Here is a 17,403-nt window from a genome sequence, read left to right on the forward strand (position 1 = left end):
TTATTATTTATTAAGGTATACAAATGTTATTTCAGCGCACTATTTAAATGCCGAAAATAACAAGTTTTATTCACTTCATAATAGAGTCTAACGACTAAAAGTAAATGCCGATGTAAAAAAGTGTAAATTATTGGTTAATTGTTTCGCTAGCCGTTCAGATAGGTAAATCAACTGATGATATTTATTTCGCTTGAATGTGCTAGCTTGCTGAGTTTTATATGTGAAAGCCTGACATTTATAATAGGGATTTTTAATAAAAATATAGTGCCTTGTTTGAATCTAATCTATTTTTAACAGTTTTTAACGAATTTTGTTTGATTGATGGAGTAGTTTGCTAGTTAAGAAAAATTTATCGAACGCATTGATAAACATAAAAACAAGAGAGCGAACAATGACGAATTCATTAAAGTTAAATAAAATAGCTGTATTAGTTGCTGGGGTATTAGCACTGACGGCTTGTGGTGGCGGTGGCGGCGGTAGTGATAAACCGACCCCTACACCAACCCCTACACCAACCCCGACTCCGACTCCAACTCCAACTCCTACCCCTACAACTAATACAGCTCCGAGCATTTCAGGAAGTCCGGTAATTAGCATTAATGAATTACAAGAATATGTGTTTACCCCTACTTTAAGTGACAGCGATGGCGATATTTTAACAGTAACGGCCAGAAATTTACCTACGTGGTTAACACTTAATAGTATTACAGGTGAACTATCTGGAACCCCAACTATTGAAGATGCTAATACTTATAGCAATATTATCTTAAGTGTGTCTGATGGTAGCGATAGTGCGTCTTTAACTGCCTTTGATTTAGTTGTTGAAGACAGTTATTTAGTCACAGGTGTGGTAATAGATGGTTATATAAAAGGTGCTCTTGTTTATTTAGATAGTAATTTAAATATGTTACACGACAGTAATGAGCCTTCGTCTATTACTGATGTATCAGGCTATTATGAATTATTAATCACAGGTGAACATAAGCCAAAGTCTTCAATGGTGCCGATAAGGGCTTATTTAGGTGAAGGCGCTGACGATATTGATCGCACTACAGATAATTTTTCTGATATGCCTGTGACAATTTCGTCATGGCCATTTAAAGCTTTAAATGCAGATAAAGCAGTAACTCAGGTCATATCACCTTTCACCAACCTTGTAGCGCAAGAAATCGAAGGTGTAATGCATCAGCTAGCAAGTGATGAAATTAGTTATGAGGATTTAGTAGGTGAAATTAATTTCTTAAAAAACGCAATTGCTGAATCCTACCAGATCAGCACAAATGGTTTGTTTGGAAACTTTCTAGCGGATGATGCTCCTATAACGGCAGACATGAAAATTCAGTTGATCAGTAGAGCTGAAGTTATTTTAACCGAGCAACAACATATACAAAGTAGTACTACTGACTTAGATTCTGATGGCACTGTTAATTCGTTAGATGATGATATAGATGGTGACGGCGTTGCTAATATTGAAGATTTGTTCCCAACAGATAACACTGAATCGACTGATTTAGATGGCGATTTTATCGGCGACAATAGTGATGATGATATTGATGGTGATGGCTATGCTAACAACGCTGATATCTTTCCCGCGGATCCTTTAGAGTGGTTAGATAGCGATAGTGATGGTACGGGTGACAACACAGACCAATTTCCAGAAGATGCCAGCGAATGGATAGATACCGACGGTGATGGTTTTGGCGATAATATTGATGCGTTCCCTGATAATAAACTTGAATGGTCTGATGTTGATGGTGATGGGGCTGGTACTGATGGAAATGGGTTCGGCGATAATAGCGATCCAGACATTGATGGTGATGGACTATTAAACGAAGAAGATAGTTCGCCAAACGATTACAACTTTAAGGTATCTGAGCTTACATTCTCTGACTCTGCCATTGAAAATTGTTTGTCTGTATACGCCAATGACTATGCCTCGGCAATAAGCTCAATTACATGTAACGATATTGCTATTGATAATCTAAGTGATCTGACCTTTTTTGAAAATCTTAATTATTTGAATTTACCTGGTGTTATCGCAAATAATTGGCTGACAATATCTGAATTAACACAGCTTAAACGTGTAGAGTTAGCCAACTCTAATTTTTCCGATGTAAGCGTATTTACCAATTACACAGCCCTTGAGCATGTTGGTTTATCGCAAACAGCGGTCACCGATGTATCTTCATTAGGTGATCTTACAAGTTTATTAACCGTGAATTTATATGGGGTTGCTCTTGCTGATTCACAATATGTTTCTCTTCTAGAAAACAGTAAAGAAATACAGGGTGATGGTTTTTCACAAGCAGACGTTGCCGGATTTTATTCATTTAATGGTGAGTATTTAGAATTTTTATCTAATAACAGTGGCAATCATTATATAATTGACGCGACTGAGCACTTTACTTGGGCAGGTAAAGGTTCCGGTACACTTGAAATAAAGCAGACAACAACCAGTCACTTCATTTTAGTTGATGGCACGTTCGACAGCGGTAAAGCTATATGGTATTCAATCGAGAATAATTCGGTCACTTTAGAGTCATTTGATTTTGAAGCCATTGATCGCCCAACAGAAGACTATACATTTTCACCGGTGCCAAATGTAAACCCAAGCTCATATTCAGTGTGTGTTGGCATTAATGAAACAAACCAAATAGGTTGTTCAAACTATGCTATTGCGGGACAACTTGAAATACTTACCATTGACGTTGATGGCCTAGACGTTGCGTTACCTAAAGATGCTGTAGTTCAAGCTGGTGGTTCTATCGCGATGACCACATATGGTAGCTGTGCATTGTTTGATAATGATGTTCGTTGTTTTGGTGGGGTTTTTCCTGCAAATCCAGATGTTACCGATCCATTAATTCTAGCTGTGGGGAATTCACATTTTTGTGTTGTCGAGGTAGATAATGACGTGCACTGTTTTGGTGATGCGCTAGCAACTGCTGCTCCGACGATGACAAATGTGACGGCGTTAGTCTCTGGTTCAGAATTTAGCTGCGCCATTGATAACTCTGTTGTTAAGTGTTGGGGCAGTAATACCCTTGGGATATTAGATATTCCAGAAGTGATAAATTCAGCACAATCACTTTACTCAACCAACACCAATGTTTGTGCCATTCATACTGATGGTACTACGTGCTGGGGAGATAATGAGAAAAAAATCAATGATGTACCAGTGCTAACCAATGCCAGTGAATATTTACGTATGTTGCCAGGTTCAGTGTGTTCCTATTCAAATCAGTCAATAACTTGTTGGGGACAAACAAAGGTTGAAGAATATGATGAACTTCTTCAAGAAGTTATCATTATTGGCTGGGATGATAATGCCGTAGTGCCAAGCTTTTCAAGTTCGCCACAATCTTTATCGTTAGGCATGGGACGCGAGTATTGTGCATTGCAAGCTGACAATCAGGTTGCTTGTTTTGGCAAAAGCACTAATCAAGATTATCAACCTTCACAATTTACAATTGAAGGTATCACCTGGATACAATCGGGTAACGCAGGTCTTTGTGCCGGAAATGCGATTAATGTTGAATGTAAAATTCGCTCTTTTAGTGGCTCTGACATGTATCAAGACGGAGTTTATGTATATAAACCTATTACTTTTAATTAATTGAAATGTAAATCAGTAGAAACCTAATAAAAACCAGCTAGATATGAGCTGGTTTTTTTCGCTTGAGCAACTGTTTTAAAAATTTTTAAACAAATCAATAAAGTTAAATTACTTATTTTCAATAACTGCACAAAAGTACTTAATAGTTAGTTTATTTTGCCGATAAAGTTTCTTTTTTGCGCATATATAACTAAATAGAAAGAAATTAAAACTCTCCTTTAATTAACTCTATCTGTATGTTTATTAATGCTTTTTTATATCGGTGTTAACCAATATTTAACAGTTGTTATAATAATTAACATTTTTTAACAAACATCAGCATGAGCCTAGATTACATTGGTTGGGCGTAAGTGTTTATAAGTAAAATAAAATCGTTAACTAAGTGTTAATGGCTTGATAATAATATCTATAAGCACTGTGACTAATATAAAAATATCTGGGAAGAAATATGTCCAATACTATTAAATTTAATAAATCGCTTATTGCTACTATGGTAGCAACTAGCCTGTTAACTGCCTGTGGCGGTGACGATGTATCTGTAAAGCCTGTAGAAACTGTTGTTGAAACAGTTGAAGTACCTACACCTGTTCCAGGTCCTGTACAAGAAGTTGAAAAAATCGTAGAAGTTGAAGTAGAAGTTCCAGTAGAAGTTGAAAAAATCGTAGAAGTAGAAGTTCCTGTAGAAGCAGTTAGTTCGGCATACGGTTCAATTGTTGACGGTTCATCAATGTCTCCTCTACTTGGGGCAATGGTTGAAATCCATATTGCCGGCGGAGTTTTTAACGCAGATGTTACTGGTAGCAGTTTTACAGCTGAAGGTTTACCAACAAATTCTGATTTTATCGCTGTAGTATCTGCAGCTGGTAAAGCAACAGCTTACACAATGGGGTCAACTACTGACGGTGCAATTAATATTGACTCAGTAGAATTGTTTGACGTGGTTACTTCATCAGTGACTGTTACAGACATGATGGGTGCTAATGTATCAGGTTTATCATTGTTTATCCCTGCTGCTGGTAATACCTCTCCTATGTCGTCAAATCAAGCTGTTGATGCTGAAGAATACATGTCAAGTATCCCTAACAATTTCGCAACTGAATCTAACGGCGTATACACATTTAAGCTACCTGCAAACGGTATGTCTTACGACATCGAAGTTGCTGGTGATTTTTCTGAACTAACAGTTGTTGGCGGTACTTTAGCGGTAACTTCTGGTCAAAGCCCAACTGTTTATGTTGACAATGCTGACGAAGCAACGACATTCTCTGTAAGCTTTGGTTTAACATTTGCTGACGGTTCTGCTGTTACATCTGGTCCTGAAACATTATCGTTAAACAATGGCGATGTTACTGCTTCTTGGGATGCAGGTTCAGCTGAATACGTAATTGAAGGCTTATCTTTTACGGACATCATGTCGCCATTAGCATTAGATATGGTAACAATCGACGGTGTTATGTTTGCCGCTACAGATGTAGCTGCTGCTGGTTTAGATTCTTTCTCTGATGCAACAGCTTCTTCTTCAATTGCTTTAGCAATGAACACTGATACTGACAACGGTGAAGCTCTTCCAATTGAATACGTAGTTGCTCATTCAACAGCAACAGCGGCAACGTCTGCTACTATGACTGTAGTATTTAACCAACCTGTTGAATTAGTTGGCGATATTGAAGCTGAAACAGATCTCAGTGTAGTAAATAATTGGGATGCTAACTTAAGTACTTATAATTACTTTAAGTGGAAAGATGCGGATGGCGTTGAATGTACTACGTGTTCAAGTATTAAAACCCTTCAAAACCAAAATTACGCTTACATGCGTTTTAATGACATTACTTTAGAAGATGAAACGCCATTTAGACAAGCGTATTTACGTTACTTAAAAGATACAGCTGTTGACTCGTCAGATTACTCATACGTACTTGCAGAGCCAGATAGCTTTTTTGGTTACTTCGGTTACAGTAAAAAGGCGTTTGTTGGCGCATTTGGTATTTCAACTGAACTTTCAACTAAAGGCAAAATTAAGTCATTAATGGCTGACGGCGCTGGCGCAGAGTTTAGCTGGAATGAAGCAAGAACTGTTTTAACAATTTCGTTAAATGCTGATGTTTACGATGTAGATGCCGAAGTTCCTGTGTTACCTACAGGCTTTGCTGAAGCATCTGAACTGGGCAACGGTTATTTCAATGCTACGGATATTCAAGCAGGTAAGAGCATTGACCTAGCGTTGTTAGTTAAACCAACAAGTGGTCAAGCCGTTGCATCTGATTTAGAACTATCTATCAATGTACCAGCTATGGCAATGGAAAAAACAACTGCAGATAATTTAGTTCTTTCAGCTGCGATTGGTGCCTCTGCAGCAGATTCAGAAGTAACAGGCTACAATGGTCTTGGTGGCTTTAACGTAACTTGGTCTAGCTATGAAGGTCAAGCGAACTGGGAAACTGAAGAGTTTAATAACATCGATATGGAAGGTGCTTCTTCGTTTGCGCCGGCTACCCCTGATTACATACGTATTTTCTGGGGTGATAAATTCCCTGTAGACTATATTTACCCTGAAATGCAAGGTCAATGGTGTAATGCAGATGTTGAATATACCTTCCCTGATAGAGATATAACATTTTCGTGGGATGATAACTCTTGTACTGTTGGTTCACCAGAAGCGCTATACTTCCCATATGTTAAGCTAGCAAGTGTACCTACATCAAATGCTGATGTTGTATCGAAACTTCATAGTAATACTGATGGTAAAATTGCGACAGTTTACTTAGTTTCTAAAGAGCAATTACACGGTAACGTTGAAATTGTATCGGCAATGGATAACTTTATGGGTACCGATGAAGATGGTTTGCCAGGACCTGTAACTGAGTCAGTAGAAGTGAACGAGATAGTTGGTTTATCTTTAGATGGTGAACAGTCTTACAATACGTATTCTGGTACACAATACTACATGGCTAATACTTGGGAAAATGCTTACTTTAAAAAGCAGTATCAATCAAATGCTGAAGGTACTACGTTTGGTGCGCCAATCGTAACTGGCTTCCCGGCATCTGTTGAAGGTATGCATTACGTTTATCCAATTACCATGAACGCTAATCGTTTAAGTAATGCTAAAGGTATGATTAAAGAGATGACATTGAACTTAAACTTAACCACAGAATCTGGTGAAGTTATATCAGTTCAAAACAAAGTTATGTCTGTACAGTAAAAATAACCAATAGCTTTTATAGCTAAGTTAATAAAGCCAGTGATAATCTCACTGGCTTTTTTTTACTTCAGGGATGATGGAATGTCAATTTGCCATGGATGGCGAAAATTTGACTCACTTCAGGGATGATGGACCATTCTTTCACATCAAAGTGATGATGGCATATACAACTTCCTTGTTGAAAAGGGCGAAAAATAGACTCACTTCAGGGATAAGGAATGCCAAGCTTATAGGGATGCATTAAGATCGGCTCACTTAAATTTTTAAACGTATTGATTTCTAGCCATTCATTTCATCACCGTAAATTGTAGTTGCCAGCAAATGCGACTCTTCAGCAAATTTGGCAGGCTACCTGTCGTTTTAAGTAAGTGTTTCCTCATTACAACACACAACGTGTTTTAACCCGCTATATCAACGATGTACATTGAATATTAATAACTCGTAAGAATGGCTTTCATACAATTTTGTGTGCTGTCAAAATAACCTGTTATGTATATGTTCTCTGCGAGAACAGGCAAACTAAAACTGAAAGGCCTAGCGCTACGATACTTATCTAAATTTATTGCTGTAGTCGTTAAAAAGGGCTGAGGCTTGGTTGAATATATCAATTGGGCCCAGTTTGTTTTAAATTCTCTTCTGATAATAGCGTTTTTATGATGGTAACTTTATGGCACAGGCGATTTAACTTTATGTTTAATAATACGAATAATAATAGCAACTAACGCTTAATGTTAGTGGCAAACTATTAATTTAAATGTGTGATTAAAGAAGTGAATTGGCGTTACTGAAAGTATTCTTAAGGCTTTAGATTAGCAAGTTTCAACCTGATTTTTAATATAAAAAACCAGGCTAAATTAGCCTGGTTTTTAATTTTGAGTTTAAACTGATAATTTAGTCATGAACAAATTTAACCGAGAATGCTCCCGATTTAGCACCGTGTGATATATAGCCTAAATCGGTAGTCATACCAAATACTGACTCACCAGTAGAGTCAAAATTATAAGGGGTAGAGCTAATATAGGTTTTCTCAATTGTTATAGAAGGAAATGCTACAATATTAGCGGCAGGTCGATTACAACGCTCTTCAATAATGCTGCCTAACTCTTTAATGTTTGGTACTCGCCATTCATTCTTATTACTGGCGCTATAGATTAACGCTTTCTCATGAGCAACTTGCCAGTCAACTAGAAGTGCAGAGCCTTGACATTGTTGAGTCTCGTTGTCCCAAACCTGTCCAAGATCACATCGTGACCACGTTAAGTTTGTTTTCAAATCTTTTACGCTAGCGCCATCTTCGCTGATCTCAAATCGGCTGTTAGGAGCAGTTTGAGGTACGTTATACATGCAGCTGTATGTTATATCAGCTTCACCACGTTGTGCGAATGCTACCGAGCTAATAAGTGCAGGGATAGCTAAAGTAAATATATTTTTAAGTTTCATTGAATTTTCCTTTAAATTCCGTGCTAATTATTTTCTAACTAATCTAATTGGTAAGCGTGAATCTGTTACTTTATAGGTGGAATTCCACAGTACTAATTGGCCATCTATGAAACTTACTACCCATAATTTACGGCTTTCGTATAAATCTTCTGTTCGCTTTTCACCGGCACGTGAAGAGGTCATATAGTGTTCTACAACAGTATTTGGAAAGAATCGTTCGTCAATTCTAGGCTTTCCGTTTTTACTTGCCCCACCAGAATAATCAACTAGTGAGTGAAGTTCCATTCGAGTCGGTAATCGCCAGTCAGAGTAACCACATAATGATTGTGGTTGCACATTTACTGCTTCTACATAAGATTCGCTGTTGTAGCACACTTCGGACTCTTCGCAATGATCACTTTGCTCTATGCCCGGCATACCTGCATTTGTTGCTTCATCAGAATTAAATTGAGTGAAAACCATGTACTTATTTTGTAATGATTCTATTGTGTTTTTCTTTTCCCACATTAAGCCGGTAACATTATCAACAACACACGACCATTGCATGGCATCATGCTCTAGTTCGCTACCATCAGCCGCAATTTTTGTAAAACTAAAACCAGCATTTCCATCTATATATGAGTTTTGGTTTGCATCGCGACCAACCATGGCGTCTTGTCTTTCGGGTAAAGGCAATAAATTATCATTGTCTGAACAGTCAATTTCATTATCATGCCCGGCAGTATTCAAACTTCCAAATGCATAGTTAGCACATTTTGTTACGCCAGTATCATTTAATTCAAAACTACCTACATTCACTTGTTTAGTTACGTAAATATCAACAGGTGTAGTAATAGTTTGGTCACCAGAGTCAGTTACACTTAGCTCAAATGTAAGAGCTATAACTTGATCTTCTGTATTTGGTGCGACAAAGGTAGGGGATATTGCATTTTCATCTGATAAGGTAACTGTTGGGCCAGATATTTGTGTCCAACTATGTGCTATGTTACAAGAAAAGTCTTCGCCATCAGATACAACAGCTGCTAAATCGACAGTATCGCCAGAAGATACGATCATATCTTGTATTTGTTCAATCGCTGGAGTGGTGTTTTCAGGTTCTGGTGCTGGATCTACAACAACCGTTAACGATTTAGTTTCTGAAAAATTACCACTGTTTACAGTTACTGAAACAAAGATAAAATCTTTCTCTAAAACCGCAGGGGCTTTAAATGATATGGCATTAGTGTTTAAGCCATTACAGCCTTGTTCAATACTTCCGTTTGGATAAGTTATTGTCCATGAGTAATCTAAGCCGTTTAATATTAACTGATCTGCATTATCCCCCAAAAAGTTTGCCTGTGCTTCTATGTCGACAATTTCGTATGAGTTTACTAACACACCAGCTTCTGTGGTTAATTCTAAACGAGTTTCATTACTCATAATGAACTGCTCGGTGATCATATCAATGTTTGCTCTAGAGCCGTTTAAGAAATCCATAACAGCATTAACCCAGCTAACAGTACCACTACCATTATCTATGGCAGTTTCTATAGCATTAAAATTTATGCCTGCGGGTATCTGTTCTACTAGAAAAGGATCAGAGGTAAGTTCAAAATTAAGATGCTGTTCAACAATAGGTAAGGCATCTGCAACTTTGATTGAACCTGTTAATCGGCCGGTCTTTGAAATTACAGTGGTAAACGGTGTGGCATTACAGTTATATTTTCTTTCAATATCACAAATTGCCTCAATATCGTTCACATAATAGGCTTCTAATATTGGCGCACCATCTTCGGTAAATGCTTTTAACGCTTCTTCGGAAAATTCATCATAAACTACTTCACCATCTTCATTTTTGATTAATTTTTGACGATAGTTACGATGGCTTGATTTAATATAAAAACCATTCGTAAGATCACCATTCACTTCCACATTAAAATTTGCACCCTCTAATGAAACTGCTTGGCCTAACGGGCTGTTATTGATATCAAATACGTCAACTCTATATGGTAATAAATCGTCTTCTACCACAACTGCTGTTTTTGGATTAGATAAACTAGCCGTTAAAATAGCCTGGGCAGAATTAACAGCAACTGGTCGATAATTAAGTTCACCTTGAACAATAGGGTTTACTGTAACAGTGATACTTTGAACTGCCTCAGTTCCTTCATTATCTGTTGCGTCAACAGTAAAAACAAAGTCTGTTGACTTAGTAACAACGGGAGCTTGGAAAGTAGCATTTTGGGAATTACTGTTTGTAATATCAATGTTGTTTGCAACATCAGTACTCCATTGATAATTCACAATCTCACCATCAGCATCCTTTGCAAAGGCGGTTAGGGCGACTAGTTTACCTTCACCAATACTTTGGTCGTGATTAATGTTGAAAAATGGTGCCGCGTTTACTGCTTCAACCATTACCGCAATTGATTGTTTAACTGAGGCGTTACTATCATCAGTGGCTGTAATTTCAAACGACAATTCTTTTTGAATGTCGCTCATGCTCACGACAGGTGCAGTAAACGTTGCTGTTTGCGAGCTTGCATCTAACGTTAGGGCTACTGAAGGTCCATCTGTCTGTTGCCAGTTTATGTTGCTGATCAAACCATCAGAGTCGCTGGCGTTAGCAGTTACAGTAACTACAGATAATTCTTGTACCGAAGTAGGCGAACTAACACTTAATGAAGGCGCAATATTATCTCCAGGCGTCGGCGTTGGCGTCGGTGTTGGCGTCGGCGTTGGCGTTGGCGTCGGTGTTGGAGTCGGAGTCGGCGTTGGAGTCGGAGTCGGAGTAGGAGTTGGCGTCGGTGTAGGCGTTGGAGTTTTATCTCCGCCACCACCGCCACCACCACCACAAGCCGCTAGTAGTGATAAACTGCACAGTGCAATTGCTAATTGTTTCATTCGGTTTTCTTCCTAATAATGATTAGTTATTTTTATTGTTATTAAAGGTTGGTTAAAATTAACATCTCAAATTCAACTTATCATTTATCAATCGTTTACGTATTTAACGTGAAATTTACTACATCACAGAATTTAACAAATAAAAATCACCTGTAATGGTTAAATACTAGTAATAACAATTACTTACTGTTTTAATCTTGCTTTCATTTAACAGTCGTAAATAGTCTTGAACGGTTTATTTTATTAACAATTTTTAACAAAATGAAACGAACGTTAATGGTGCGTTAAGTAAACTTGGGTGATTTAAAGCTTCATTAACATTTTTTAACGAATCCCGATCTTCTCTTCACAGATAATCATGAACTAAATTATATTCACCCTAAAAGCTATTAAAATAAAAGGGGGCTATTTTGACCTTTAAAAAGCTTATATCAGGTTCATTAGTTGCTGTATATTCGTCCGCTGTTGCGGCCACGATTATGCCAGGGAATAATGATGTTAAACTCGTTTCTATTACCGCTCAGGCAGTTGTTTCTCATAAAGAAAGAATAAATACTGATTTTCAGAATGTTAGTGGTAGAGTCAATTCTCATACCCATAGTACAACTACATTTGAATTTGACTATGAGCCGGATTTAGTTGGTACGCATAGTTATATTGTTCAATTAAATGACAAACCATTAACCTCATTTGATGATAATAATTCTTATTTAAATGCTAATCCTAAATTTTCTAAGGTGAGCAATTTAAGTTCGCCAAGTGCTTTATTTTCATCAAAATTGGATTATCACAATCATCTTTTACAAAACCAACACTCGGTTATAAGTTCCTTAAATGCTAAAGGGGTGAATGTTGACGTAAATTATCAACTTACCAACGCTTTGAATGGGTTTACTATCAAAGCTGAGCAAGATGTTGCTCAACAGATTGCCCAACTTTCAGAGGTGAAATCAGTAACGAAACTGGGATTCTCTAAGTTACAATCCTACAGTTTAGCTAATGATATAGGTGCAAAAAACATTTGGCAGGGAAAAAGCCTAGTTAATACTGGCGAATACAAAGGTGAAGGCATCACCATTGCAATCTTAGATACAGGTATCAATTCAGATCATATTTCATTTGTTGATCAACCTATTGATGAATCAAGTAAAAATGTACACGAATTTCCGAAAGTTAATACCTTTTATGGGTTATGTAATACCGGAGATGAACGTTGTAATAATAAACTTATTGGCATCCGTTCTTATAGTGAAGTGTTTGATACTGTTCATGGTGGAGTAGAAATTGATGAAGGTGTTATAACGTCACCATTGCCTATTTATAATAATGCCGTGGCAGAAGGCTTTGTGTATCGCCCTGGTGAAGATTACCATAGTCATGGTAGCCATGTCGCCAGTGTAATTGCCGGTAATATAATTGATGATGTAAATCTTCATTATCCTAAGTATCAATACTGGAACTCGAGCGGCATCCCATTAAAAGCGAGCAGCTATCAAGTATCAGGTATTGCACCTAACGCTCAAATAATTTCATACCAGGTCTGTGATCCGCTAGCTAATGCTGTTAGCTGTTCTGACGAAGCCGTGTTAAAGGCGATAGACGATGCAATTTCAGATGACGTCGATGTTATAAACTTTTCTATCGCTAAAAGTGGTGGTGCAGAAGTTAATCCGTATGTCGATCCTGTCGAAATGGCATTTTTAAACGCCCATGCTGCTGACATAATTGTTGTTACTGCCGTGGGTAATGAATATCTAATGGGACAAGGCGATCATGCATCTCCTTGGTTAATAAACGTCGGCTCTGCCTATAAAAGTGATTCCTACCTGGTATCAACAACAGTTAATGAAATATCTGGTGGCGATCCTGAAACATTTCCTAAAGAAGAAACTTTTGAAGGTAACGTTGCTATTACTGAATACTCTGCCCGTACAGGTTATGTTGGTGACGCATTTACCGGTAACCCTATCGTTGCAGAAGCTAAATTAGACACATCGATGTATTCAGACGACGACAAACAAAAACTTAGATATTGTATTGAACTACCTGAAAATACTTTTGAAAAATCAGAAATTGCGTTATGTCTTGCTACTACCAATGGCAATAGTTCTTTATTGTCTGGTTTGAATATTTATGAAGCATACCAACATATGGCTGAGCAAGCAGAAAAAGCTGGTGCTGGAGGTATGATAATTGTTGGCGTGTACGGTACGCCGAATGTAACTGTAAATTATATTAATCCTGATTTTCCCGCCACATTTTTAGGAGGGGGATCAGGATTTTTCTACGACTGGGTAGTTACTTCTGCAGATAAAGGTTTGTTAGTAAACGCAACTATTAACCCATTAACCGAATACTTTTATCCTACAGTACTCGGAATGATGAACACAGTTAACACTTCTATGGGACCTGGTGAAGGTATCAATGGTGAATATTTATTACCAAGCGTTGTTGCGCCTTCAGTTAATGTTTTAGCCGCAGCTGCAGATGAAACCCCATATAACGAAGATGGTAATAGCTCTGATTGGGATAAGTTTTCTGGTAGTTCGACCGCGTCTGCGGTAGTAGCAGGTGCCGCAGCCTTAGTAAAACAAGCACATCCAGATTGGTCGCCGTCAGAAGTTATTTCTGCGTTAACTCTAACAGCAAAGTCAGCAATTCATGTTAACAACAGCGATAAAGGTGGTTTGCCTGATGCTTACACTATGGGAGCTGGATTAGTTAATGTTGAAAATGCCATTAATACAGGTCTTGTCATGCATGAAACTGTTGACAACTTTCGCTCTGCAGATCCAGATTTACATAATATTTCAGCCTTAAACATTCCTGCTGCGATAGAGACTGCCTGTTTTGGTACATGTTCATTAACCCGAACATTTAAAGCGACCCGCGATGGTAGCTGGCGTTCACAAGTATTTATGGACTATGCGTCTGCAAGTACTACTGTATCCCCTGCAGAATTTACTCTAGTAAAAGGTGAAACAATTGAACTAACCATCGATATTGTCATCGTTGACGAATCATTAAGATTGGGATGGGATTTCGATAAATGGCAAGGTCAATATAGCGATGAATCAAGCGATATAATAAACAACGACGGTAACTTAACCGGTGGTGATATTGTATTTATTCCTGATGATAGAAGTATTCCAGAAGTACATTTACCAGTTGTTGTAGGAAGTCGCCTAGATGTTGTTAACGATATGCATCGCATTGATATCGAGTTAAATAAAGGTTCAAAAGTGTTGCCTTTATTCACTACCGATGATGTAGATACGGCCGAATTTGTCGTTTATGAACCGGTTATTTCGACAGCAAAAGAAACACTTGTACATGCAGTCAATGTTAGAGATGACATGAGTTGTTACCTTTACCATGAGGATGCCTGTGTAAATCCTTTATTTGATATCGAAAAGCATGTTGCTGACAAAACTGCTCATGTTGAATGGATTCGTGCGCCAGAAGGTAGTAAGCGTATTTTCGCAGAGGCAAGTGAAGTTGGCGTGCGTAATTTAATCGACAACCGTCGAAAAAATTCAATTAAAGTAGCAATTGGCCGTGATTTAAATAGAAATTCTCGGGTTGAATTCAAAGAAGAAATATTATGTATATCAGATTTTACCTCTGCATTTTCAACTAATGATAGCTCCGTCGGCTCTAATAATTTTTGTAGCCTAACCGATCCTATTGCCGGTGACTATTGGGTAATGTATCAATGGGCAAGTGGTTTTGATCAGCAGTACAGTGAATTTTATAAAGATGAATTAAGTACTGTAATAAAAACCCACACCGGAATTATAAATAGCGATGTATCTAAAAATATTCATATCTCCGGCGATACTTTTACTAAAGAAGTTACAGTCATTTGGGATTTAGAAACAGAGCCTAATCAAACCGTATTTGCTGCCTTTAACGCCATCGATAATGTTAAGACCATCAATTTGAATTTAAAACGTGCAAACGATGTTGCTGTGTTGACAACTAATGCCAAGCAAAATGATATTTTGCCGGGTTCCATAATCGATATGGAAATAGATATTCGTGAAAACTTAAGTCACGAAACTCAATACTTAGATTTAAGTGTTCAGTTACCTGAAGGATCTCAGCTAGTGGGTAATATTTTGCCTGACAATAACTCACACCTGCAACTTACTACTCAGGCAATTAGTAACGGTTTTAAGGTGGTTGGTACTATTAATAGTGCTGCTAGCCTAGACAGAGATTATGTTATTAGTACAAATAGCGACAACGAAATGTGCCGCACACCTTTGGTAGAACAACAAGATCACGGTAAGTATATAGATTTAGGGCTAACGCCAATTACTGGCAGTGCCATGAGACTAAATGAAGGCAGTGAAGAGTTTTATTTATTATCTGATGCAGCACAAGAGATCGTGTCAAACCCAAGAAGATTGAAAGCCGATGGTGAACCTGAGACCAACAAGGAATGGGCAAAGCGCGTACACTACGATCAAAACGGACCATTTAATTGGATGGCGACAACCGATGATAGTGGTCAACAGTATATTGACCGTGAACATATTGTTGTTGATTTACAAGAAGTATTCTCAAAAAGTGATGTAGAAACGCCATGGATTTCATTCTATGAAAATGGTGATTTTGCTAAAGGCCGATTTATGTATGTATTTGGTAATGGCTTTATAGATTTCCAAAACTTTGCCTCTCCTAACCCATTAGGTACACAAACGCCGAATAATAATGCACCAGAAGGCAACAGCGCTACAGTTCATATTGATTTTTCATACAGCGGACCGTTTAGTGGTTCAAACTTGTCAAATAGTATTGCTCCTTTATGGCGGGCGGCAGGACATGATGAACAATTTATTGTGCCATTTAGACCGGTTCAAAATGAACAAGGAGACATCTCTGGTATCAGTGTTGGTCATGTAGGTAGCAAGCTGGTTGTTGATTACAATAATGTTAAAACAGGATGGAAAACAACTTGTGTTAATAAACAATTAATTGAACTGGCCGATGGATCTATTGCAACACAGTGTTTATTAAACACCGGAGAGCTGGATTATCAAAGCAATTCAGAAAAAAAATCTATACATTCCTCTTTAATGGAATTCTACGGTAATGATAATTATGACTTCCAAGTATTTATGGAAACTGGTGAGTCTAAAAATCAACCTGGTGAGTATGAAGTGGTCATCGCCTATGGCGATATTACTCGTACAATATTTACCGATGAAAGTTTAAAAAATGAAGATGAATTACTTAATAATGCCCAATATAACGGAGTAGTTGGAGTATTAGGGCACGAAGGTTATAAGAATAGCTATGGCGGTATTTATCACGCCGATGAATATTACTCATCACACAATGTCACTGAGCGTACCGAAATAGTTAACGCGATCAAACCAGGCAAAGTTGTTTGTTTTGATTATCAAGGGCCGGGATCAAAAGCTGGAAAAATTAAATTTAAAGTGCAATTACCAAATGACTTGGTTGCCGGTGATGAATTAGTATTTGGCTTATCCAACTCTGGCCAAAATACTATTTTTGCTAACCAAGCGAAGATTGTGGTTAATTCATCTTTAGCTGTTTCTCAACTCTCTAATATCGTTATGGCCGAAGATAGTGCGACCAAGCAAATTGCCGCTTCTCTTTCTGATGCTAATGTGGAGGTAGAGCTAACCTCAACTGATCGTTTTATTAAAGTCACCTCACAAATTAATGGTTCACTATTGAATATCAGTATAGATAGCGAAGCAGATTATTTTACCTCTGAACCAGCAACCATTACTTTAACGGTAACCTCTAAAGACAATTCAAATCAACAGGTTAAAGCAAGCTTTAATGTTGAAGTTACTCCTGTAAATGACGCACCAGTATTGCTTTATGAACAAGATTCTTTTGATGTACTTAGTACTGATTTTGTTGAGTTAATTGCCTTAGCAACAGATGTAGATAATGACAAACTGAGTTACTTATGGACCGGGGGGCATATCGACGAAGATCAAAAGCTTAATGGTTCAATGAGCGTATCAAACTTACCTGCGGGTAGTCATCAATTTGATCTTATGGTGACTGACGGTCAAGTTGAAGTAAATAAAGCGTTCACTGTAAACGTTACACAAGCAGAAGAAGAGTCATCATTTGAGCGTAAAGAGCCTAATGGTGCTGCATTTATCTGGCTTTCACTTTTCACCCTTCTTACTTTGGTTGGACGTCGCACTCTGATTAATCGCCGCTAATTTGAATTGGCTCGCAGTAGCGAGCCTTGCAGAGATGCTCG

5 protein-coding genes are annotated in these 17,403 nt (G+C 37.8%); 3 read left to right on the plus strand and 2 right to left on the minus strand.

The window, feature by feature from the left end; all coding sequences use genetic code 11:
- The first annotated feature begins 391 nt into the window (after positions 1 to 391).
- Together RGQ13_RS06170 and RGQ13_RS06175 are read left to right on the plus strand one after the other, a co-directional pair.
- Positions 392 to 3,616 (plus strand): Ig domain-containing protein, encoded by a 3,225-nt coding sequence (locus RGQ13_RS06170; RefSeq protein WP_348392686.1) that lies wholly within the window; start codon positions 392 to 394, stop codon positions 3,614 to 3,616.
- Between the two features lie 448 nt (positions 3,617 to 4,064).
- Positions 4,065 to 6,818, plus strand: coding sequence for a hypothetical protein (locus RGQ13_RS06175; protein WP_348392687.1), 2,754 nt, complete (start codon positions 4,065 to 4,067; stop codon positions 6,816 to 6,818).
- A gap of 891 nt (positions 6,819 to 7,709) precedes the next feature.
- Here the strand turns inward: RGQ13_RS06175 and RGQ13_RS06180 are convergent.
- The gene (locus RGQ13_RS06180; protein ID WP_348392688.1) at positions 7,710 to 8,258 is read right to left on the minus strand and encodes an Lcl C-terminal domain-containing protein; all 549 of its coding nucleotides are present in this window, start codon (positions 8,256 to 8,258) and stop codon (positions 7,710 to 7,712) included.
- Positions 8,259 to 8,285: 27 nt separating this feature from the next.
- Entirely contained in the window at positions 8,286 to 11,141 is a 2,856-nt protein-coding gene (locus RGQ13_RS06185; RefSeq protein WP_348392689.1) for an Lcl C-terminal domain-containing protein, read from the minus strand.
- Between the two features lie 410 nt (positions 11,142 to 11,551).
- Here RGQ13_RS06185 and RGQ13_RS06190 point away from each other — a divergent pair, with 410 nt between their 5' ends.
- Positions 11,552 to 17,362, plus strand: a complete 5,811-nt coding sequence (locus RGQ13_RS06190; RefSeq protein WP_348392690.1) for a S8 family serine peptidase — start codon at positions 11,552 to 11,554, stop codon at positions 17,360 to 17,362.
- Positions 17,363 to 17,403: the final 41 nt, after the last annotated feature.

The sequence above is a fragment of the Thalassotalea psychrophila genome, assembly GCF_031583595.1.
Lineage (GTDB): Bacteria > Pseudomonadota > Gammaproteobacteria > Enterobacterales > Alteromonadaceae > Thalassotalea_A > Thalassotalea_A psychrophila.

Bases quoted from the DNA above. Each gene is read 5' to 3' on its own strand.
- RGQ13_RS06180 (WP_348392688.1), bottom strand. From the start codon at position 8,258: ATGAAACTTAAAAATATATTTACTTTAGCTATCCCTGCACTTATTAGC.
- RGQ13_RS06170 (WP_348392686.1), top strand. From the start codon at position 392: ATGACGAATTCATTAAAGTTAAATAAAATAGCTGTATTAGTTGCTGGG.
- RGQ13_RS06185 (WP_348392689.1), bottom strand. From the start codon at position 11,141: ATGAAACAATTAGCAATTGCACTGTGCAGTTTATCACTACTAGCGGCT.
- RGQ13_RS06175 (WP_348392687.1), top strand. From the start codon at position 4,065: ATGTCCAATACTATTAAATTTAATAAATCGCTTATTGCTACTATGGTA.